Origin of the sequence: Vibrio sp. 10N.222.52.C3 (assembly GCF_041474195.1) — a bacterium.
Taxonomy (GTDB): domain Bacteria; phylum Pseudomonadota; class Gammaproteobacteria; order Enterobacterales; family Vibrionaceae; genus Vibrio; species Vibrio crassostreae_C.
This window is the reverse complement of record NZ_JBFRTQ010000075.1, coordinates 49130-70481: the sequence shown is the minus strand read 5'-3', so window position 1 is coordinate 70481 and position 21352 is coordinate 49130. Positions and strand designations below refer to the sequence as shown.

Sequence of the window (21352 nt, the reverse complement as noted above, 5' to 3'; positions counted from 1 at the left end):
CATGCTCGGCGCACAAAAATTAAGGCCAGCAATTTGCTGGCCTTCTTTATTTATATCTCAATCCAAATATAGACTTAAGCAAGCGTACCGTTGATCTCTGCAAGTACAGCAGCAGGGTCTATCGCTTGCGTAATCGGACGACCAATAACAAGGTAGTCTGAACCTGATTCAATCGCTTTAGAAGGCGTCATGATGCGCTTCTGGTCACCAACATCTGCGCCGACAGGACGAATACCTGGAGTAACTAGCTTGAACTCTTGACCAAGTGCACCGTTAAGCAAAGAAGCCTCTTGTGCAGAACATACAACACCGTCTAAGCCAGAGTTTTTCGTTAGAGAAGCCAAGCGCATCACGTGTTGTTGTGGTTCAAGATCCAGACCGATACCCGCTAAGTCAGATTGCTCCATACTGGTGAGTACCGTTACACCGATTAACAGTGGACGATCTTTGCCATAAGGTTCTAAGATTTCGCGAGAAGCCGTCATCATACGCTCACCGCCACTTGCGTGTACGTTCACCATCCAAACACCCAGTTCAGCGGCAGCACGGACTGCTTTTGAACATGTGTTCGGGATGTCGTGGAATTTAAGGTCTAAAAATACTGAGAAACCACGCTTATGTAATTCACGAACAAATTCAGGGCCAAACAGGGTAAACATCTCTTTGCCCACTTTTAGGCGGCAAGATGCTGGGTCAATTCGATCGACAAAGGCTAACGCATCCGCTTGATTATCATAATCCAAGGCTACAATGATTTTTTGGTCGTTCATTTCATCTCCTAACGCAGTTAACTTTCTAAAAATTTCTAATCACCTAAGCAGGTGATAAATAACAGTCATAAAAATGCAGCCCGAAAGCTGCAATTAATAATTTGGTCTTAAAGTGACCACAAATCTATTCACCATCAAGTCCACGAATAGGCTTGATCGTCCCCCACCCTTTACATGAAGGGCAGTGCCAATACAAAGAGTGTGTCGAGAAACCACACTGACGACAACGGTAATGAGGCTTAACCTTAAGCTGTTCACCAACCATAGATTGAAGTGTGGTTAAGCTGTCTTTTGCTCGGCCTTCTTCTGCTTCCGCTAGGTGGTAATCGATTAATCGATAAAAACCTTTCATGGTTGGATTTTTAACAAGCTGCTTTGTCAGTAACTCTTGAGCAGAGCCTACATCTTCATGGTGAGCAACCAATTGCGCCAGCATCAGTTCGGCAGATACACCGGCTTTCTTCTGAATACACGCTTTGAGGAACTCGACCAATTGAGCTTCTTGTCCAAGCTTGTGGTAACACTCAGCAAGGGTTGGCAACACCTCACTGATAAAATCGATATCTTGTTCAAGTACCGATTCAAGACAATCAATTGTCTTTTGGTAATCTTCGTTCGCTAAGTGGAACTTCCCTAGTGCGATACTTGCGCGAACACATTTAGGGTCTTCAGAAAGCGCCTTCTTAAAATGCTGAAGCACTTTAGAACGATTACCATCGGCTTGTTCTTGCATTGCAAGCTCACACCAGAAATGCGCGACTGTGGCACGCATCTTCATTTTTTTCTTGCCGAGCTTAACTAAGATATTTCCGTAATGGATAGCCTTGTTCCACTCACGGGTCTGCTGATAAATAGCCACCAACTGCTGTAAAGCGCCCTCTTTATGGTCAGGTTCTTCTACAAGTTGTTCAAAGATTTTTTCAGCGCGATCAAGGAAGCCAGAGACCATGTAGTCTTTAGCTAATTGTTGCAGTGCGAGATTTTTCTGATCGAGGGTAAGCCCCGAACGAGAGATGAGATTTTGGTGAATACGAATAGCGCGGTCGACTTCGCCTCTTGAGCGGAACAAGTTGCCCAAAGCCAAGTGAGTATCGATGGTTTCATTGTCTACTTGAAGCAGTTCAATAAAGTGATCAACCGCTTTGTCAGATTGATCTGACAGTAATAGGTTCAAACCCGTCACGTATTGACGGGAGATCTGGTGTGATTGCTTTTGTTTTTCTTGCTGAGCGTTACGATTACCCATATACCAGCCATAAGCGGCTGCGATGGGCAAAAGTAAGAACAGTAACTCTAACATCAAATATAGCCTTTAAGCTTTAGTATCAGCAGGGACCTGCTTTGATTGCTTATTGAGTTGCTTCTTCAAGCGATGAATTTTTAGCTGAGACCGCATGTGCATATTACCAAAGACTAACCAAGCAAGGGCGAAGCCTGAAACGAATACAACACCTAATAAACTTGATAGGTGGAAGTCACCTTGCGCTAGCAGATAGTTGAAATTCACAGTTGTTTGGTTTTGAGAGCCTAAAGCCAGTGCAATTAGGAAAAGTGCGATAACGGCGACTATTTTTATAATTTTCATAGTTCATCACTCATTGGTTGGTTAGCTGTACGATTATGCAGGAAAATTACTAATCAGACCACCATATTATGGTCATAAAAAAGCGGCATACATTATAGTATGCCGCTTTTCTTAATTCCGATAAGTAGGCTACATTCCTGAGTTTACTCGTTCACGCAGCTCTTTACCTGGTTTGAAGTGAGGAACGTATTTACCTTCTAACTCAACCTTGTCACCAGTCTTTGGGTTACGTCCAACACGAGGCTCACGATAATGCAGAGAAAAGCTGCCAAAACCGCGAATTTCGATTCGATCACCACTTTCTAGTGTTGAAGCCATATGCTCTAAAATGTCTTTTACAGCGTCTTCAATTTCTTTTGCAGAAAGATGCGTTTGCTCAGCGCACAGTCTCTCAATCAATTCAGACTTAGTCATAGTTACCCTCGTTGGTTTTCTTTTTAGAAATTATAGACCTATCGGAAAAATAAGCAAAAAAAAAGGAGCCTTACGGCTCCTTTCTTGGCTAGATAGCTATAATTCTCTTAATGAGAAGCTATTATTCGCCTTTAGCAGCTTTGAATGCGTCTGCCATTGCGTTACCGAACGCGCCTTCTTCAGACTTGTTCAGTGAAGCCATTGCTTCTTGCTCATCAGCTTCATCTTTAGCTTTGATAGATAGGTTGATTACGCGGTTCTTACGGTCTACACCAGTGAACTTCGCTTCAACGCTGTCGCCAACGCTTAGGATTAGAGATGCATCTTCGATACGGTCGCGAGAAACTTCAGAAGCGCGGATGTAACCTTCAACGCCTTCGATTAGCTCGATAGTAGCGCCTTTCGCGTCAACTGCAGTAACAGTACCGTTTACAAGAACACCTTTCTTGTTGTCAGCAACGTATGCGTTGAACGGGTCGTTTTCCATTTGCTTAACGCCAAGAGAAATACGCTCACGCTCTGCATCTACTGCTAGAACAACAGCAGAGATTTCGTCGCCTTTCTTGTATTCACGTACAGCTTCTTCGCCGGCAGCGTTCCAAGAAATGTCAGATAGGTGTACAAGACCGTCGATACCGCCTTCTAGACCGATGAAGATACCAAAGTCAGTGATAGACTTGATCTTACCAGTAACTTTGTCGCCCTTAGCTTGCATTTCTGCAAATGACTGCCATGGGTTAGCTTTACACTGTTTCAGACCTAGAGAGATACGACGACGTTCTTCGTCGATATCAAGAACCATAACCTCAACTTCGTCGCCAACATTAACAACTTTAGAAGGGTGGATGTTCTTGTTAGTCCAATCCATTTCAGAAACGTGTACTAGACCTTCAACGCCTTCTTCGATTTCAACGAAGCAGCCGTAGTCAGTTAGGTTTGTAACACGACCAGAAAGCTTGTGACCTTCTGGGTAACGCTTAGCGATTGCTACCCATGGATCTTCGCCTAGTTGCTTAAGACCTAGTGAAACACGAGTGCGCTCACGATCGAACTTAAGAACTTTAACTAGGATTTCGTCACCAACGTTAACGATCTCTGATGGGTGCTTAACGCGCTTCCAAGCCATATCTGTGATATGTAGAAGACCGTCAACACCGCCAAGGTCAACGAATGCACCGTAGTCAGTAAGGTTCTTAACGATACCTTTAACTTCAGTACCTTCTTGTAGAGTTTCAAGAAGTTCGTCACGCTCAACACTGTTTTCAGATTCGATAACAGCACGACGAGAAACAACAACGTTGTTACGCTTCTGGTCTAGCTTGATTACTTTGAACTCTAGCTCTTTGTTTTCTAGGTGAGCAGTGTCACGGATAGGACGTACGTCTACTAGAGAACCTGGAAGGAAAGCACGGATACCGTTAAGTTCAACAGTGAAACCGCCTTTAACTTTACCGTTGATGATACCAACAACAGTTTCAGCTTCTTCGCAAGCTTTCTCAAGTACGATCCAAGCTTCGTGACGCTTAGCTTTCTCACGAGAAAGTTGAGTTTCACCGAAACCATCTTCAACAGCGTCTAGAGCTACGTCTACTTCAGCACCAACTTCAACTTCAAGTTCGCCAGCAGCGTTCTTGAATTGTTCAGCAGGGATAGCAGATTCAGACTTAAGACCAGCATCTACAAGAACGAAACCGTTCTCGATAGCTACTACAGTACCTTTAACGATGCTGCCTTGTTGGAATTCAGTTTCAGATAGAAACTCTTCAAAGAGTTGAGCAAAAGATTCAGTCATTATTTAATCTTCAATAATTAAACGTCCATGGGTATCCTACCGCATGGGGTTGATAAATTCGCCGGTCATCATCCTTGCGACCAACGTTCGTACTAGCTCGGCGAAATTACCCAGCCAGTTTCGATTCAATATAGTGTAGTGCTTTTTCTACTACCTGCTCAATATTCATTGAGGTGGAATCAAGCACTAGAGCATCCTCTGCAGGGCGAAGTGGCGCCACTGGGCGATTACGATCTCGGTCGTCTCGCTCTTGGATCTCGCTCAAAAGGTCGTCAAATTTAACATCTAACCCCTTCTGTTGCAACTGTTTAAGGCGGCGACTCGCACGCTCTTCAGCACTTGCATCTAAAAATATTTTCGCTTCAGCTTCAGGGAACACAACCGTTCCCATGTCACGGCCATCAGCTACCAAACCAGGTGCCGCGCTGAATGCGCGTTGACGACGAAGCAGAGCTTCACGAACGCGAGGTAAAGCGGCCACTTTTGAAGCTGCCATGCCGGTTTCTTCTTTGCGAAGTTCACCAGACACATCTTCACCTTCTAGGATAACCTTAACTAAGTCGCCTTCAGCAATAAACTGCACGTCTAAGTGTGTCGCAAGCGGTACTAAAGCATCTTCTGATTCAGTATCCACACCATGGTGAATTGCCGCTAAAGCCAATACGCGATAGATCGCGCCTGAGTCTAGAAGATGAAAGCCTAGCTTATCTGCTAGCAACATACACAGGGTACCTTTACCTGCACCACTTGGTCCATCAACCGTAATCACTGGGCTTTGAGAAGGCATCTTTTACTCCACGTTTTGTCGTAAGTTTTATTCTGTACTAGCGATTCGCCACTACTTTATAGGCGGCATATTATAGAGAAAAATTGGAACTCGAGCGAGGTAAATCTCAGATAATTCCGTGTTGATGATGCATAAACCAATGCAACTATCTCAATATCCGTTTGCTTAGGTTAATAAGACACGCACGCGCTTTTCGATAGCGCACTTTTCGATAGATAGAAAAAAGCCTCGCAATAGGCAAGGCTCATGATTTTTCATTTTGTAGAGCAAACAAGAATTCGCTCAAAGAAGCTTAGCCAATAATAGCTCGAACCGCTTCTAGGTCTTCAGGCGTATCAACACCAGCAGCCGGTGCTTCCGCCGCAACGTCTACGTGGATTTTTTCACCGTACCAAAGTACTCGTAATTGCTCTAGGCACTCAATACGTTCAAGAGTGCTTGGTTCCCAATTAATGTAGGTATTGATAAAACCCGCTCGGTAAGCATAGATACCAATATGACGAAGCAAAGGAGATTCCGCTGCAGTACCGTTGTTCGCGTAAGCATCGCGATCCCAAGGGATGGTTGCTCGGCTAAAATACAAGGCGTAACCGTCTTTATCGGTTACAACTTTAACGGCATTAGGGTTAAACACTTCATCAGCATGAGTAATTTCCACACCTAACGTTGCCATCGGGGCTGTACTGTTAGCAAGATTGTTGGCAACCTGATTAATGATCGAAGGTGGGATAAGTGGCTCATCACCTTGAACATTCACGATAATATGCTCATCAGGAATATTCATAACTTCAATCACTTCAGCTAGGCGTTCAGTGCCCGATTCGTGATTCGGTGATGTCATACAAACGGTCGCGCCAAATGCTTTAGCCGCTTTTTCAACTCGAGCGTCGTCGGTAGCGATAATAACGTTATCGGCACCCGCTTTCATTGACTGTTCGTATACCCATTGAATCATCGGCTTTCCACCAATGTCAGCAAGTGGCTTCCCTGGTAAACGGCTCGATTGGTATCTTGCAGGTATAACAACCGTATAAGACATTACTTACCCTCATCCATAGAAACGGTGCGAGCTTCAGGTTCTAAAAGAACAGGAATACCCTCTTTAATTGGGTAAGCAAGGCGATCAATTTTACAAACAAGCTCTTGCTTATCCTTGTCAAAAGTTAGTTTACCTTTACATACAGGGCAAGCAACGATCTCAAGTAGACGGTGATCCATAGTATTCCATAACCTCTTTTATTCTTTTTAAAATTTGCTGTTGCGAATCTTCATCGAACTGCGCAGAAACTGGAAGATACCACCAGTTATCTTGAGCATATTCTTCGCATTTTACAGCGTCTTTTTCTGTCATAATCAGATTCATACCTTTCTTAGCTAAGGCATGAAGTTCATCTTTATCAAAATCTTGATGATCGGCGAAACCCTGTGTGAATACCACATCACCATCAAGATCTTCCAATGTTTTAAAAAAGCGCGGTGGGTGGCCAATACCGGCAAAAGCCACCAGCTTGTGTAATTTTGCCACAGACCTTTTCTGACCAGTCTTTAGGTTAACTGCTTGGCTTGGAAGCAAAGACATCGAGAACTCTCGACCGTGCGCTTTACCGCCATTGTTTACCAAAAAGTCGACTTCATCTAAACGAGAAACCGGCTCTCGTAATGGACCTAAAGGAATCAAACTCTCACTACCAAAGCGTCTTGCGCCGTCGATAACTGCAAATTCAATGTCGCGTTCAAGCGCGTAATGCTGAAGGCCGTCGTCAGTGATAATCACATCAACGCCTTTGCTCAGCAATGCTTTCACTGCGTTAGCTCTCACAGGGTCGACTGCGACTGGCGCACCAGTTCGCTTACGAATCAAGCGAGGTTCATCACCCGAATGCTCAGCTGGCGTATTTTCATCCAATACCAACGGATAGCTTGGTGCTTTTGCACCGTAGCCACGAGACACGACTCCGGGTTTAAAGCCGTGAGCCTGAAGCATCTCAACTAACCAAATCACAACCGGTGTTTTACCATTTCCACCAGCGGTAATATTGCCCACAACAATCACAGGTAAAGGCGGGCGGTAGGTCTCTTTCTTCCCCGATAGATAAGCGTCACGACGCTGACTACTGATCATTTTGAACAGCAGACTCAGTGGCCACAATAGCGGCCAGAGAAGATATTTCAACGGGTGATTGTTAAACCAAATCTTTTCGATCACAACAAGACCTAATTTATCCGCTGAACTGAATTCGGTGTAATTGTGCATAAGCACCGTCATGCGCGATTAGCTCAGCATGTGCGCCCCTTTCTACAATATGTCCATCATCAACCACTAGAATTTCATCAGCTTGCTCGATGGTGGAGAGTCGGTGTGCAATAACTAATACTGTTTTGTCTTTCTGCAGTTCTTCTAGTGCAGATTGAATCGCTCTCTCTGACTCGGTATCCAGTGCAGACGTTGCCTCATCAAGAATCAAAACAGGCGCATCTCTCAATAGAGCTCGTGCAATCGCAATACGTTGTCTTTGACCACCTGATAGATTGCCACCATTCTCGCCAACAACCGTATCAATACCGTTTTCCATATTTTCGATAAACTCACTCGCATGGGCAAGTTTAGCTGCATGTTCAATCTGCTCTCGGGAATATTCATCGTGTGCGGCGTAAGCGATGTTGTTAGCCACCGTATCATTAAATAGGTGCACATTTTGAGATACCAGAGCAAAGTGCTCCCGCAGGTTTCTCAATTCGTAATCACGAATGTCGTGGCCATCAAGCTCAATTGAACCTGAGTCTACATCATAAAAACGAGTAAATAGGTTGGCAATGGTACTCTTGCCTGAGCCAGAACGCCCAACAAGCGCAACCGTTTTACCTTTCGGTATATTGAAGCTGACCTTATCAAGTGCTGGTTTCTCTGCTCCTTCATAAGTAAACGTGACATCTTTTACTGCAACTTCACCCGTTACAGATTCAGGCTTCAACGTCCCTTTGTTTTGCTCAGTATCTAGATCCATCAAACCAAACAGAGTCGTACTCGCCGCCATACCACGTTGGAACTGAGACGTTACACTAGTTAGTGCTTTTAATGGGCGCATTAAGCCGAACATCGCAGAGAAAATAACAGTAAATGTACCGGGGGTTAACTCAGCTCGAATAGAGTCAAAGCTAGCTAAGATCAACACCGTCACAACGGCAACAGACGCAATCATCTGAATTATTGGGTTAGCGGCTGCTTGTGCTGTTACTAGCTTCATACTCTGTTGGCGCATTTGGTTACTAACTTGATCAAAACGTTGCTTCTCTATATCTTGACCACCATAAGTTAGAACCACTTTATGTCCTTTCAACATTTGCTCTGCAGACGACGCCACATGGCCCATACTGGTCTGCATATTTTTAGAGATCTTTCTGAACCGCTTAGAAACTATGGTAATAGCCCACGCGACAACAGGCGCGACAGCAAATAACACCAAAGACAACTGCCAGCTATTCCAGAACATCAGCGTCAACAAGCCAATAATACTTGCACCTTCACGGACAATACTGACTAACGCCTTACTGGTTGCTGCAGACACTTGCTCTGAATCGTAAGTAATTCGAGATAGCAATGCGCCTGTCTGTTCTTTATCGAAGAAAGAAACAGGCATGTGCATGAAATGGCTGAAAATCTTACGACGAATTTCCATCACCACATTGCCAGAGACCCAACTCAAGCAATAGGTTGAAACAAAGCCACTGACGCCACGAACGAACATCATGGCAAAGATAATAAGTGGAAGTGTACGTAAAAAGTCAGATTCAGCATTACCAAAGCCTTCATCAAGTAACGGCTTTAGTAAGGAAATCATATAGGTATCAGAAACGGCATTTATAATAAGCGCAATTACCGCAACACCTAGGCCGGCCTTATATAATCGAATATAAGTCCAAAGTCTTTTAAATGTGACCCAGGTAGTTTCATCTGTTTGTGTTGACATAGAATCGCTTAATTTTCTCACAATAATCTATCTATTCTACTCCCTTACGGAGCATCTGCCTATACCACTGCCCGCCTTGTTGTTCTCTAATCGCATGATATTGCCAACCTTCTTTGCTAAGAGTGATGGTTATTTGTCCGCTTTCTCCAGTATCTAGCCAAGTACTCCCCGCTTCCTGATAACGTTCAATAACAAACTCACTCGGCATTCCCCACTGGTTGCCTTTGGCAAGAGAAGCTATCGCCAGCTGAGGAGACACCGCCTCAATAAACGACTTAATCGATGACGAATCGCTGCCATGATGCGGAACCAACATAACATCACTCCTTAGCTGTTCTCCTTCACGAGCAAGTAACCACTCACTTACCAGTTCAATATCACCAGTGAGCAACATTGAGAAATCAGCACTATGATCTGAGATCTTGACCACACACGAATGTGGGTTATACGCCCTCTTTACTTGCTTAGGCGGCCACAACACCTCAAAAACAACATCTTGCCAGTTCCAAACCTCTCCAATAGTACATGTTTGAATATTAGACGGGGCTTGAGTGATAGATTGGCGTTCTTGAATAATGTTCTGACTGGTTCTTATCCACTTTGGCGTATAGTTCTCAAGTAATGCCGGATAACCACCAGCATGGTCAGAATCGAAATGACTCACAATCACGCCTTCTAATTCATAAATCCCCCGCTGATTCAAAGTAGGAATCAACAAAGACTCAACAACCGAGCCTCCTGGCCACGCATTGCCAAGATCATAAACAACAATCTGATTGTTCTTTTCCAAGACCAAAGACAACCCATGCCCAACATCCAAGATATCAATAGTTAGTTTGTCTTGCTGGGGTTTGCTGAACTCCCACCACAGCACAAACACTGCAGTTACCAATATCGATAATGTTCGCTTGAAATACCGACTAACAAAGCTCAAAAACAAGATAAGGAATACTGATAATGCAATCGTCTGATTATCGACTTGGATCCAAAATCGCTCAGAGAAAGGAAGACTAAATACGAGAGGCTCAAGCGATAAGTCGACTAACTTCCACAGCTGACTGACCAAATCATTGTCTAGCGCTGTTATACCAACCACGCCAGACACTGACTCCGATATTAAGCTTAGAAACATTGCCAGAAACAACAGCGGGATCGTCACCATCGATACCCAAGGCAAAAGGAACAAGTTGTAGAAAACAGAGACTAAACTGACTCCTTTGAAAAACAACATCGAGGAAGGCGCGATAAGGAATGTCAGCATCAGTTGAAGCTTAATAAGTTGGAGTGCGTAGTCGATAAATGTAAAGCTTGAAGCTGAGCGCTGAGTATTACAGGCGATATAGAAAACAGCGCCCAATGCACCAAAGGACAACCAAAAACTGCTCGACAAAGCTGAAAACGGCCAAATCAGCAGAACCACGCACACACTTAAAGTAACATACCGAAGCAAACTGATATTTTGCCCACGCCACAAGAAATAACTCGCGATAACGCACATCACCAAAGCTCTCAAAGTTGGCAGCGTGAATCCAGCAAACCAACTATAGAAATACGCCAAGCCGAGCCCGAATATTGTAGGTAACCAAAGAAATGAAGGGGAAAGTAACCTTAATATCTTGCCAATCTGATAGCCGATACCAAAGGCAATCCCAATATGCAGCCCCGAAATAGCCATCAAGTGAATCAGGCCACTGCTTTTAAGCATATCCCACCGCTGAGGCGGAATAAGGTCTCGATATCCAAAACTCAAAGCGATAATGAGATCTTGATTTGCCAGCAGACTTAACCTTTCAAGGCTGGCTTCAAACCATTGGGCGCGTAAGTTGGTGCTAGAATGAATTCGGTACTTGGTATCTGCTCTGTAAGTTGCATTGGCAACCACGCCAGCACTAAACAAGTACTTTTCTCGGTCAAAGCCGGCTTCGTTGAGTTTGCCCCATATCGGCTTTATTGAGGCCGATAAATAGACATCATCTCCAAGCGTTAGCTTGAAAGGAGTAAACAAACGCAATTTTATCAATTGAGGAAAGATTAATTTTTCGCCGCCAATTGATCTGACTACTATTACGCTTTCAAAACCGTGGCTATTTTCACTAAAAAGGCTAACAACCGACGCATTTATGGTAGTATTCTGCCCTGATTGGAATAAGCGACTCGTTTGTATTTCAATCGCATTCCCTAGGCAGATAACTAGTATCAATGCTGTTACTGGACCTCTTGCACTCCGGAAAACGCTATACTTTGTTGGTGCTAGCAGTAACAACAGCATCAATGGTGCCCAAACCCAATGTGGCATCACAGGCCAGAAGCTGGCAGACACAACTGTCGCAGCAAATGAAATCAAGAACCAAGTGTTAAACAAGAGAGTAGCTTCCTCCTATGCCAAGAAAGTTTATCAAACGATTTATGCCTGACCATGATCTAATCAAGCGTCAGAAAGCATTGAAAGTTTTTGGCAATGTTTTGTACAACCCCAACTTATGGTGCCTTAATCGTCGCTCTGCGGCTGGCGCGTTTGCTGTTGGGTTATTCATGGCGTTTGTCCCTCTACCAAGTCAAATGATTATGTCTGCAGGCCTTGCTGTCGCATGTGGCGTTAACCTGCCTTTAGCTGTCGCACTTGTTTGGATCAGTAACCCGGTTACCATGCCTGTTCTCTTCTACTTTGCTTATAAAGTCGGGGCGTTTGTTATGCATGTGCCACCGCAAGCCTTCCATTTCGAATTGTCTTGGGACTTCATCTTGGCGCAAATGAGCACTATAGGGCCTCCGTTCTTATTGGGTTGTCTGATTTGTGGCGTGGTTTCAGCAATGATTGGCTACTTTGGTATTCGCGGTTTATGGCGCTACTCAGTAGTAAGAAGTTGGAAGAAGCGACAAGCAAGGCACTGAACGCCATTTCTTGTTATTCAATCTAACCTTGTATGCGCTTCACTTAAAACGTACACAAGTTAAAATCGGATGAGCTACTTACCTCTGCAAGATTGGCATGTAACGAAAGTCGTAAATAACACGAATTGAATTCAATAAAAAAGGATCCCACTGGGATCCTTTTTTGTATCGACTGAAAACTGACGGCCTGTTATTTAGGCGAATGCTATTTAGAACTCAGCACTGAGGCTGGATTCAACTTCGCCGCGCGTGATGCTGGGTACCATGTCGCCAGTAAACTCAGCACAATCGCAGTGCCGGAAACCACAACAACATCCGTCATATCAAGTTGTGATGGCAAGAAGTCGACAAAATAGATATCACCGGACAAGAACTGGTGATCGACCAACTTTTCAAGTCCTTTGATTAGTGTCGTGAGATTAAGAGCGACTAGCACACCTATTGCACTGCCCACTAAACTGCCTAACACGCCTGAGAATACGCCCTGCCAAACAAAGATGCGCTTCACAAGGCCGTCTGATGCACCCATGGTTCTTAAAATCGCGATCTCTGATGCTCTGTCTTTTACTGCCATCATTAGCGTCGAGACAATATTGAAACAAGCCACACCAATAACCAGTACCATCACCAGATACATGATGGTACGAACGAGTTGGATATCTCGATACAAGAAACCAAACTTCTGCTGCCAGCTTCGTAGATACACATACACATCAAGCTGATTGCCCACTTCACGCACAATAGAGTTCGCGTTCAGCACATCGGTCACTTTTAAAGAGACTCCAGTTACCGCCTCACCTAAGTTGGCGTAGACCTGAGCATCACCAATCGGAATCAGAGCCAAGCTGTGGTCAATCTGGCCATTAAGCGTCAGCAAGCCAACCACTTTCACTCGAACACGCTTTGGCGCCTGAACCTTCACAGAACCGTTTACCGCTGGAATCATCAAAGTCAGATAATCACCGACTTTCGCACCCAGCACATTCGCTACACCAGAACCTAAGATGATTTGTTGTTGCCCTGCTTTAAACTCACTCCAAGCTTGCTTATCGATAAAACTCGACAGGCTCGATACTTGTTGCTCAAGTTGTGGGTCAACGCCGCGAACTTCAATTGCTTTGAGTTCTTTGCCCTTTTCAGCAAGCGCTGTAATTTTTACATAAGGCGCAGCAGCAACGACTTTATCGTGCTTAACCGACTCCTCAATCACGTGCTCCCAACGAGTCACAGGCTCATTCACGCCTTCAAATTCACCATGAGGAATGACAGAAAGTACTCGTGATTGAAGCTCTCGCTCAAAGCCATTCATCGCAGATAAGCCGATAATGATCACCGCGACACCAACCGCAATACCAATGGTCGAAGACAATGAGATGAACGACACCATCTTGTCTCGTTGTTTCGCACGGCTAAATCGGCCGCCTATCAATAGAGATAAAGAGGAAAACACTTAGCTCTCCTCTTTTTCTACGTTGACCAGTAAACCATCTTGCATGTGAAGTTGGCGATCCATCTTACCGGCAAGTTCACCATCGTGAGTCACGACCAAAAAGGCAGTATCGTATTCACGGTTCAGTTCACGCATTAAGTCGTAAATAGACAGTGCGGTGTTATGGTCAAGGTTACCGGTTGGTTCATCCGCCAACACTAGCGCAGGCTTATTCACCAATGCACGAGCAATCGCCACACGTTGCCTCTCGCCACCAGAAAGCTCTGAAGGTCGGTGGTCCACGCGGTGACTCAATCCAACTTTGTCCAACAAACGTTGTGCTTCTTGCTTTGCTTTAGCGGGCTTTTCGCCGCCAATCAATAACGGCATCGCCACGTTTTCTAAAGCTGAAAAGTCAGATAGAAGATGATGGAACTGATACACAAAGCCAAGATGCTGGTTGCGAAGCTTCGCCTGCTTATTCGAACTCAAAGATGCTAAATCTTGACCAAGAAAACTCACACTGCCCGCAGAAGCATCGTCTAATGCGCCTAAGATATGCAGTAAGGTACTTTTGCCCGAGCCAGAGGTACCGATGATTGCTACTAGCTCACCCTTTTCGATGTCAAAGCTGACTCCCTTGAGCACCTCAGTATCTAACGAGCCTTCACGGTACGTTTTACGGATATCATTACATTGAAGAAAATTACTCATAACGAAGGGCCTCAGCAGGTTTCACAGACGATGCACGATAAGAAGGGAATACAGTGGCAATCAGGCTAAGTGCAATAGCCAGAACCACAACAACAGCGATTTGAATTGGGTTAATCAAAATTGGTAACTGTCCACCAAAGGAGAATAGAGCAACGCCCATCGCCTCTAAAATAGTATTAAGGTTCATCGCTAGAGCAACGCCTAACACACCACCAGAGAGCGCACCAATCACGCCACTACTTGCGCCTTGAACCATGAAGATCCCCATGACTTGACCATCAGTCATGCCTTGGGTCTTAAGAATCGCGACTTCAGACTGCTTCTCCATCACCACCATGATAAGTGCTGAGATAATATTGAAAGCAGCAACACCGATGATAAGCCCAAGCATTAAACCCATCATGTTTTTTTCCATACGAACGGCTTGGAATAGCTCACCTCGTTGGTCTCGCCAGTCGCTCCACAACCAACCTTCCGGTAATGGCTGAGTTGATAACTCTGCGACTTCAAACGGGTCTTCAAAAAATAGTCGCCAGCCTGAAATAGTGTCTGATTTATAACGCATCAAACGCCCAGCGTCTTGGATGTCTGTCACCATCAGTTGAGCGTCGATATCAGAACCTGTATTGAAAATACCGGCAACGGTGAAATTTCGTTGGCTTGGAATACGACCTAATGGGGTGTATTGGCTAGCGCTGGTCACCATCAAGCGAACTTTGTCACCCATAGATACCTTCAAATTTCTCGCCAAAGTATGACCGAGGAACAACTGATATTGACCCGCTTTAAGTGAAGACAATCTGCCCGCAATCAAGTGGTTCTGAAGAGGGTCATCTGAATTGGGTTCAATGCCAATTAACAAACCCGCAGATAATTGAGCCGGACTCTGAATCACTGCCTCACTGCGGACAATCGGTTCAACGTGACCATTAAGCGAGATTTGCTCTGCAAAATTAGGCGCTTGGGCAGAAAGAGAGGTAGTGCCACCTTGCTCATAAACCACCGCTTGAGGAAGAACACCAAGAATTCGGTCTTTTAACTGCGCTTCGAATCCATTCATTACCGATAAAACAGTAACCAAAGACAGCACACCAATGGTGATACCTGCCGTCGACATATAAGAAACAAAACGGCTAAAGCGATCACCTGAACGGCCTTTCAAATAGCGTAGGCCAACAAACAACGAAATAGGATGAAACATACTTTGAACCATCTAAAGGGGATGCGGGTTAATGTAACGGGTATTGCTGTTACTGTGTAGGGGTTAATTGAAAATATAGAGTGAATTAACTCAATTAGTTAGGCTTGAAAAACAGAACCTTGTCAAATAGCCAAATTTCAAACAACTATTTGAGACTTTCAATTAACTGACCTTGATTACTGCGGCCACATAGCGATAATCAATAGATCACTTCAAGGAACTAACGCATGACAGAACAAGAGTTTTTCACCGTTCACCATAGCCTTACCGCTAATATTGAACCAATGGACAGCGGCTTCACTTTACCTTCTCAAATTCAATTCGAATCTGAGATCCCAGCACCATTTGTGGTGGCAAGTGAATTTAGCCAATTGGATCTGTTAGCTGACAGCGCTCGAGCGGAACTGAAAAACAGCGACTTGAAGAATGTCACCAGTTTATTGGATGCACAAAACTCAAAATTAAACCTCTTGTTGAGCTTTATGTTATCGCAGCAAGATGATGAGAAATTTCGCACTCACACCTATTCATTTGGTGCGAGTCAGTTTTCCTGCTTTTCAAAAGCAGACATCGAACCGGGTCGCTTAGTAAAAGCCAAACTTTTTCTAGAGCACCCAGCTGCAGCCATATACTGCTACGCGGAAGTGTTTGCAAGCCAGCCTAAAGATTCCGGTTTCGAAATTAACTTCAAATACGCTCATCTTCGCGATACTGACCAAGACCTGCTGATCAAAGCGGCACTTCATCAACAACAGAAACTTTTGCGTCAACGCTCTCTAGACCGAGATAACAAGTAAATTAACATGACCAAACAATCTATTTTTACACTACCTACACTCAAAGGAGCCGGTGACAAAAAGCACATCGGTAACCTAGTCGGTTCGTCTCTCGCTCTGGCCATCGCTAAACTCGCAGAGCAGCACAACAGCCATACAGTACTAGCAGTGCCAGACCCACAAGTCGCTCTTAAGCTGCAATCTGAAATTGAACAGTTTACGGCACATGAAGTCGCATTATTCCCTGACTGGGAAACGCTGCCATACGATAGCTTCTCGCCGCACCAAGAGATCATCTCAGATCGTATCGCACGCCTTTACGCACTGCCAACACTAAAAGATGGCATCACGATCGTTCCGATCAGCACGTTATTGCAACGCCAGTCACCGCGTGACTTTTTGCTACAACACACGTTAATGGTGAAAACGGGCGATCTCTACTCTTTAGAGAAACTGCGTCTACAGCTTGAAAAGTCAGGCTATCGTTACGTTGACCAAGTGTTTGGCCCCGGTGAATACGCAAGCCGTGGCTCTATTCTCGATCTGTTCCCAATGGGCAGTAAAGACCCGTATCGAATCGATTTTTTCGATGACGAAATCGACACTATTCGTACTTTCGATCCTGAAAACCAGCGTTCTATTGAAGACATCTCTGAGATCCGCCTGTTACCAGCGCACGAATTCCCAACCTCGGAAACGGCGATTGAAGACTTCCGTATTCGCTGGCGCCAACAGTTTGATGCCCGCCGTGAACCAGAGTCAGTTTACATGCAGGTATCTAAAGGCACATGGCCTGCGGGTATTGAGTACTGGCAGCCTCTATTCTTCGATCACACAGAAACACTGTTTGACTATGTTGCCGATGAAGCGCAACTCTTGGTTCTGGGTGACGTAGAAACCGCGGTTGATTCGTTCCTTACTGATGTCGCTCACCGATACGAACAGCGCGGTGTTGACCCATTACGGCCACTTCTCACGCCTGAACAACTGTGGTTGAAGAAAGACGAGCTGTTCGCTCACTTCAAACAGAAGCCACAAGTTAACCTGAGTCTAGATTCGATTGAAGAGAAGGCAGGCCGCACCAACTTGCCTGTCGTGTCATTACCTGACCTCAGCGTTCAGCATCAAAATAAAGAACCTTTAGCTAACCTAAGAAAGTTCACAGAAGCCTTCGACGGCAAAGTAGTATTTTCGGTTGAATCAGAAGGTCGTCGTGAAGCGCTGAGTGAACTGCTTCGTGGTATTAAAGTACGACCAAGCGAAGTTGAAAACCTCGATGCCTCAATTAAAGGCAAAGACAAGTTCAGCCTCATCCTTGGCTCTGCTGAACACGGTTTTATCCATGAAGAGCAAAACATCGCCCTTATCTGTGAAAGCGACCTGTTGGGTGATCGCGTTGTTCAGCGCCGTAAGAAAGACAAAAAAAGTGTTAACAGCGACACTGTCATTCGTCACTTAGCCGAACTTAAACCGGGTCAACCTGTTGTTCACATTGACCACGGTATTGGTCGCTACATTGGCTTGCAAACACTCGAAGCCGGTGGCATGAAAACCGAATATGTAACGCTTGAGTATCAAAACGATGCCAAGCTCTACGTGCCAGTAGCATCTTTGAACTTAATCGGGCGTTACTCGGGTGGCGCTGAAGATTCAGCACCTCTGCATAAACTCGGTGGCGAAGCATGGCAAAAAGCTCGTAAACGCGCCGCGGAGAAAGTACGTGACGTTGCAGCAGAGCTACTTGATGTTTACGCTAAGCGTGAGCTAAAACCTGGCTACAAGTTTGTACTCGACCGTGGCCAATACGCGACTTTCAAATCTGGCTTTCCGTTTGAAGAGACCGATGACCAAGCGATGGCCATCAATGCCGTTATGTCTGATATGTGCCAAGCCAAAGCCATGGACCGTTTGGTGTGTGGTGATGTTGGCTTTGGTAAAACCGAAGTCGCGATGCGCGCAGCATTCGTTTGTACCGACAACAGCAAACAAGTAGCCGTGTTAGTTCCAACCACCCTACTTGCTCAGCAACACTTCGAGAACTTCCGTGACCGTTTCGCCAACTTGCCGATTCGTGTTGAGGTTCTATCCCGATTCAAATCAGCTAAAGAGCAGAAGTTGATCATGCAAGATGTCGCCGACGGTAAGGTCGATATCTTGGTGGGGACTCACAAGCTGCTTTCGAGTGATATTAAGTTTAAAGACCTTGGCTTGCTGGTTGTCGATGAAGAACACCGATTTGGTGTGCGTCAGAAAGAGAAAGTGAAAGCGATGCGTGCGGATGTCGACATCCTTACGCTTACAGCGACACCAATCCCACGAACGCTGAACATGGCAATGAGCGGCATGCGTGACCTTTCGATCATCGCCACACCACCCGCACGACGCTTGGCAATTAAAACCTTCGTTCGCGAGAGTGATGATGCCATCGTCAGAGAAGCGGTGCTGCGTGAAATAATGCGTGGTGGTCAGGTTTACTTCCTACACAACCAAGTCGACACGATTGAGAAAACAGCAGAGTCACTACAGAAGTTGATTCCAGAAGCGCGTGTTACTGTGGCTCATGGCCAGATGCGTGAACGCGAACTGGAACGCATCATGAATGACTTCTACCACCAGCGCTTCAACTTACTGGTGTGTACAACCATCATTGAAACCGGTATCGACGTACCAACGGCAAATACCATCTTGATGGACAGAGCCGATAACCTTGGTTTAGCACAGCTGCACCAATTACGTGGTCGTGTAGGTCGTTCGCACCACCAAGCTTATGCTTACTTGTTAACGCCACACCCTAAAGCAATGACCAAAGATGCGATCAAGCGATTGGATGCGATAGCTTCGCTCGAAGACTTGGGCGCAGGCTTTACCCTAGCAACTCACGATTTAGAGATTCGTGGTGCGGGTGAGCTGTTGGGTGATGAACAGAGTGGTCAAATCCAGTCGGTTGGTTTCACCTTGTACATGGAGATGCTTGAACAAGCGGTTGAAGCGTTGAAAGAAGGTCGAGAGCCTTCGCTTGATGATCTATTGCGTGAACAAACTGAAATTGAGATGCGTCTGCCTGCACTATTGCCAGACGACTATATTCCAGACATCAACACGCGTTTATCAACATACAAACGTATTGCGAGTGTGAGTGACACCGACGAATTGGCAGAGTTGAAAGTCGAGCTGATTGATCGCTTCGGCCTTCTGCCTGATGCAACCAAGAACTTGTTATCAGTTTCTGAGCTAAAATTAGCCGCAGCGTCTATCAAAGCGAAGAAAATTGAAGCCCACGATAAGGGTGGATTCTTAGAATTCTACCCGGATGCTGACATAAACCCGACCTACCTTGTTAAACTGTTGCAATCTCAACCGCAAAAGTTTTCAATGGAAGGACCAACAAAGTTCAAGTTTACGATACCATTGGTCGACAGACGGAAGCGAATTCAATTTGTTAGTGATTTATTGGGCGAATTCAGACAAAACTTGCTGCCTTCAGCATAAGACCCAATCCACTTGCACATATAAATTATCCAGCCGGTAGTTCGGCTGGAAGACGGAGTAAAAATGAAAAGACTGATCCCACTGCTACTATTGTTCGTCTCACTGCCAAGTTTGGCGCAGAGACAATTTGATATAGAAGTGATCATTTTTAAGCGCGCTGTTGATGCAGAGAAGGTGAACGAATCTTGGCCAAATACACAGCCTAAGATTTCACTTGAACGCGTTGGTTCATTTCAAGACACCCAATACCGAGCAAAGAAAGGCGTTCAAATGCTACCTTACTCGGAATACAAGTTAACGCCTCAGAAAGACAAGCTACGTAAACACGCTGGCTTTGAAGTTCTGATGCATACCGCTTGGCGTCAAGGCGACCAAGGTAAGAGCTCGGCACCTGTTTTCCATATTCAAGCAGGTAAAGATTTCTCTAAACAGTTTAATGCTGATGGCTCTGAAAAAGGCGCAATCACTGCAGGCAGCGCTGATGGGTTCCAAGAAGAGACAATTGATAAGCCACTCTACGAATTAGACGGCAAGCTGCAAATCTACGTTCAGCACTACCTATACGCTGAAACGACATTAGATTTAAAAGCGCCAAGCGTTCGTGAAGTGACTCTACAAGAGCAACAAATTGAGCTAGATTCACTAGTAAGTGGCGCAGAAAGCAACGTCCAGGTGGGCAATCTAACTGAAATTTCTCCGACGGTTGAAGTCCAAGAGTTCCTTAAGAGCTACCGCATGGACCAAAAACGTCGTATGCGCAGTACAGAAACACATTACCTTGACCACCCACTTCTTGGAATGGTGATTCAAGTTAGACGTGTAGCGCAGTAAATTACTTGCCGATTCGGCTATAATTATATAAATAATTCAATCCGCCCTCCTAGTGAGGGCGTTTTATTAAGTGCTATCTATCTTTATTCTGTACTGACTTTCTTTGCTCAGTACTTACACGTTACTTGGTACGCTCTATGAGCCCTGAATTTCAGATCAACACACAAAATCTTAGCCTTAAAATCATTGAGGCCTCAGATGCTCAAGAATTTTCTCAGCTGGTTAAGTCCTCCCCGAGTTTATTGCCATGGCTCGACTGGTGCCACGACGAGTTTTCTATCATCGAGGCCGAGAAATTCATTCTGGCGACTCGCTTAAACTGGGTTAAAGCCGAAGCGTTTGGCTTTGGTATCTTCGAGCGAAAAAGCGATAAGTTAGTCGGTATGGTTGCCATTAATGAGCTTTACCACACCTTTAATATGGCGAGTTTAGGTTATTGGGTCGGTGATGACTTTCAAAGGAGAGGGATCGCCAAAGAAGCGATGTTCGCCCTATTTGAATTTTGTTTCGCGCAACTCAAGTTAACGCGTTTGGAGATTGTCTGCGATACCGAGAACCTACCCAGCCAAAAGTTGATCGAGAAGTGTGGCGCTGAGCGAGAAACCATTGCCCAGAATCGATTTCTGTTTAACGGTAAGCCGAAAGATGGCGTGGTTTATTCTGTGCTACCTCCAACGTCTTAACAGCAGAAATGAGTTCAACAC

Annotated in this window: 19 protein-coding genes; 5 read left to right on the top strand and 14 right to left on the bottom strand. The window is 45.1% G+C overall.

Annotation, left to right across the window (positions count from 1 at the left end):
• Positions 1 to 74: 74 nt before the first annotated feature.
• The 11 genes from pyrF to AB4517_RS12345 all read right to left on the bottom strand — a co-directional run bounded on the left by pyrF (position 75) and on the right by AB4517_RS12345 (position 11678).
• Positions 75 to 770: an orotidine-5'-phosphate decarboxylase gene (gene pyrF / locus AB4517_RS12395; RefSeq protein WP_372148422.1), complete on the bottom strand. Its 696-nt coding sequence runs from the start codon at positions 768 to 770 to the stop codon at positions 75 to 77.
• Between the two features lie 124 nt (positions 771 to 894).
• Positions 895 to 2070 carry a lipopolysaccharide assembly protein LapB gene (lapB, locus tag AB4517_RS12390; protein ID WP_372148421.1) on the bottom strand — a complete coding sequence of 392 codons (1176 nt, stop codon included), beginning with the start codon at positions 2068 to 2070 and terminating at the stop codon, positions 895 to 897.
• A 12-nt stretch (positions 2071 to 2082) separates the two neighbouring features.
• A complete protein-coding gene (locus AB4517_RS12385; protein WP_017060239.1) occupies positions 2083 to 2355 on the bottom strand; it encodes a LapA family protein in 273 nt (90 codons plus the stop codon).
• Positions 2356 to 2484: 129 nt separating this feature from the next.
• Positions 2485 to 2769: an integration host factor subunit beta gene (gene ihfB / locus AB4517_RS12380; RefSeq protein ID WP_017060238.1), complete on the bottom strand. Its 285-nt coding sequence runs from the start codon at positions 2767 to 2769 to the stop codon at positions 2485 to 2487.
• Between the two features lie 121 nt (positions 2770 to 2890).
• Positions 2891 to 4561, bottom strand: a complete 1671-nt coding sequence (gene rpsA / locus AB4517_RS12375) for a 30S ribosomal protein S1 (protein ID WP_010439921.1) — start codon at positions 4559 to 4561, stop codon at positions 2891 to 2893.
• A gap of 106 nt (positions 4562 to 4667) precedes the next feature.
• A complete protein-coding gene (gene cmk, locus AB4517_RS12370) occupies positions 4668 to 5348 on the bottom strand; it encodes a (d)CMP kinase (RefSeq protein ID WP_017060237.1) in 681 nt (226 codons plus the stop codon).
• Positions 5349 to 5640: 292 nt separating this feature from the next.
• Positions 5641 to 6387 carry a 3-deoxy-manno-octulosonate cytidylyltransferase gene (gene kdsB, locus AB4517_RS12365; RefSeq protein WP_372148420.1) on the bottom strand — a complete coding sequence of 249 codons (747 nt, stop codon included), beginning with the start codon at positions 6385 to 6387 and terminating at the stop codon, positions 5641 to 5643.
• Positions 6387 to 6566 carry a Trm112 family protein gene (locus tag AB4517_RS12360; RefSeq protein ID WP_004736429.1) on the bottom strand — a complete coding sequence of 60 codons (180 nt, stop codon included), beginning with the start codon at positions 6564 to 6566 and terminating at the stop codon, positions 6387 to 6389. Before AB4517_RS12360 ends, kdsB begins: the two co-directional genes overlap by 1 nt.
• Positions 6547 to 7554, bottom strand: a complete 1008-nt coding sequence (lpxK, locus tag AB4517_RS12355) for a tetraacyldisaccharide 4'-kinase (RefSeq protein ID WP_372148424.1) — start codon at positions 7552 to 7554, stop codon at positions 6547 to 6549. Before lpxK ends, AB4517_RS12360 begins: the two co-directional genes overlap by 20 nt.
• A gap of 13 nt (positions 7555 to 7567) precedes the next feature.
• On the bottom strand, positions 7568 to 9316 hold the full coding sequence (msbA, locus tag AB4517_RS12350) for a lipid A ABC transporter ATP-binding protein/permease MsbA (protein ID WP_248640654.1): 1749 nt from the start codon (positions 9314 to 9316) through the stop codon (positions 7568 to 7570).
• 31 nt (positions 9317 to 9347) lie between these two features.
• On the bottom strand, positions 9348 to 11678 hold the full coding sequence (locus AB4517_RS12345) for a DNA internalization-related competence protein ComEC/Rec2 (RefSeq protein ID WP_017060233.1): 2331 nt from the start codon (positions 11676 to 11678) through the stop codon (positions 9348 to 9350).
• 17 nt (positions 11679 to 11695) lie between these two features.
• Between AB4517_RS12345 and AB4517_RS12340 the strand changes: the two genes are divergently transcribed.
• Positions 11696 to 12208, top strand: coding sequence for a DUF2062 domain-containing protein (locus tag AB4517_RS12340; RefSeq protein WP_017060232.1), 513 nt, complete (start codon positions 11696 to 11698; stop codon positions 12206 to 12208).
• Between the two features lie 205 nt (positions 12209 to 12413).
• Here the strand turns inward: AB4517_RS12340 and lolE are convergent, their stop codons facing one another.
• From lolE to lolC, 3 genes are read right to left on the bottom strand one after another with little or no spacing between them, the layout of a single operon-like run.
• Complete coding sequence (lolE, locus tag AB4517_RS12335; protein WP_017060231.1) at positions 12414 to 13658, bottom strand: lipoprotein-releasing ABC transporter permease subunit LolE; 1245 nt, start codon at positions 13656 to 13658, stop codon at positions 12414 to 12416.
• Complete coding sequence (gene lolD / locus AB4517_RS12330) at positions 13659 to 14351, bottom strand: lipoprotein-releasing ABC transporter ATP-binding protein LolD (protein WP_017060230.1); 693 nt, start codon at positions 14349 to 14351, stop codon at positions 13659 to 13661. It abuts the gene before it with no gap.
• Positions 14344 to 15552 (bottom strand): lipoprotein-releasing ABC transporter permease subunit LolC, encoded by a 1209-nt coding sequence (lolC, locus tag AB4517_RS12325; RefSeq protein ID WP_102429154.1) that lies wholly within the window; start codon positions 15550 to 15552, stop codon positions 14344 to 14346. The genes lolD and lolC overlap by 8 nt, the downstream gene beginning before the upstream one ends.
• Before the next feature lie 227 nt (positions 15553 to 15779).
• On the opposite strand from lolC, the gene AB4517_RS12320 reads away from it, so the two are divergent.
• From AB4517_RS12320 to AB4517_RS12305, 4 genes are all read left to right on the top strand, one after another.
• Positions 15780 to 16349 carry a PilZ domain-containing protein gene (locus AB4517_RS12320; RefSeq protein WP_372122069.1) on the top strand — a complete coding sequence of 190 codons (570 nt, stop codon included), beginning with the start codon at positions 15780 to 15782 and terminating at the stop codon, positions 16347 to 16349.
• Positions 16350 to 16355: 6 nt separating this feature from the next.
• Positions 16356 to 19817, top strand: a complete 3462-nt coding sequence (gene mfd, locus AB4517_RS12315) for a transcription-repair coupling factor (protein WP_372148419.1) — start codon at positions 16356 to 16358, stop codon at positions 19815 to 19817.
• A gap of 63 nt (positions 19818 to 19880) precedes the next feature.
• Positions 19881 to 20648 (top strand): peptidoglycan binding protein CsiV, encoded by a 768-nt coding sequence (locus AB4517_RS12310; protein ID WP_372148418.1) that lies wholly within the window; start codon positions 19881 to 19883, stop codon positions 20646 to 20648.
• A 137-nt stretch (positions 20649 to 20785) separates the two neighbouring features.
• A complete protein-coding gene (locus AB4517_RS12305) occupies positions 20786 to 21331 on the top strand; it encodes a GNAT family N-acetyltransferase (protein ID WP_372148417.1) in 546 nt (181 codons plus the stop codon).
• The last annotated feature ends 21 nt before the right edge of the window (positions 21332 to 21352 follow it).

Bases quoted from the DNA above. Each gene is read 5' to 3' on its own strand.
- lolD (WP_017060230.1), bottom strand. From the start codon at position 14,351: ATGAGTAATTTTCTTCAATGTAATGATATCCGTAAAACGTACCGTGAA.
- lolC (WP_102429154.1), bottom strand. From the start codon at position 15,552: ATGTTTCATCCTATTTCGTTGTTTGTTGGCCTACGCTATTTGAAAGGC.
- lapB (WP_372148421.1), bottom strand. From the start codon at position 2,070: ATGTTAGAGTTACTGTTCTTACTTTTGCCCATCGCAGCCGCTTATGGC.
- cmk (WP_017060237.1), bottom strand. From the start codon at position 5,348: ATGCCTTCTCAAAGCCCAGTGATTACGGTTGATGGACCAAGTGGTGCA.
- AB4517_RS12360 (WP_004736429.1), bottom strand. From the start codon at position 6,566: ATGGATCACCGTCTACTTGAGATCGTTGCTTGCCCTGTATGTAAAGGT.
- AB4517_RS12310 (WP_372148418.1), top strand. From the start codon at position 19,881: ATGAAAAGACTGATCCCACTGCTACTATTGTTCGTCTCACTGCCAAGT.
- ihfB (WP_017060238.1), bottom strand. From the start codon at position 2,769: ATGACTAAGTCTGAATTGATTGAGAGACTGTGCGCTGAGCAAACGCAT.
- AB4517_RS12385 (WP_017060239.1), bottom strand. From the start codon at position 2,355: ATGAAAATTATAAAAATAGTCGCCGTTATCGCACTTTTCCTAATTGCA.
- rpsA (WP_010439921.1), bottom strand. From the start codon at position 4,561: ATGACTGAATCTTTTGCTCAACTCTTTGAAGAGTTTCTATCTGAAACT.
- AB4517_RS12340 (WP_017060232.1), top strand. From the start codon at position 11,696: ATGCCAAGAAAGTTTATCAAACGATTTATGCCTGACCATGATCTAATC.
- mfd (WP_372148419.1), top strand. From the start codon at position 16,356: ATGACCAAACAATCTATTTTTACACTACCTACACTCAAAGGAGCCGGT.
- pyrF (WP_372148422.1), bottom strand. From the start codon at position 770: ATGAACGACCAAAAAATCATTGTAGCCTTGGATTATGATAATCAAGCG.
- AB4517_RS12305 (WP_372148417.1), top strand. From the start codon at position 20,786: ATGAGCCCTGAATTTCAGATCAACACACAAAATCTTAGCCTTAAAATC.
- AB4517_RS12320 (WP_372122069.1), top strand. From the start codon at position 15,780: ATGACAGAACAAGAGTTTTTCACCGTTCACCATAGCCTTACCGCTAAT.
- msbA (WP_248640654.1), bottom strand. From the start codon at position 9,316: ATGTCAACACAAACAGATGAAACTACCTGGGTCACATTTAAAAGACTT.
- kdsB (WP_372148420.1), bottom strand. From the start codon at position 6,387: ATGTCTTATACGGTTGTTATACCTGCAAGATACCAATCGAGCCGTTTA.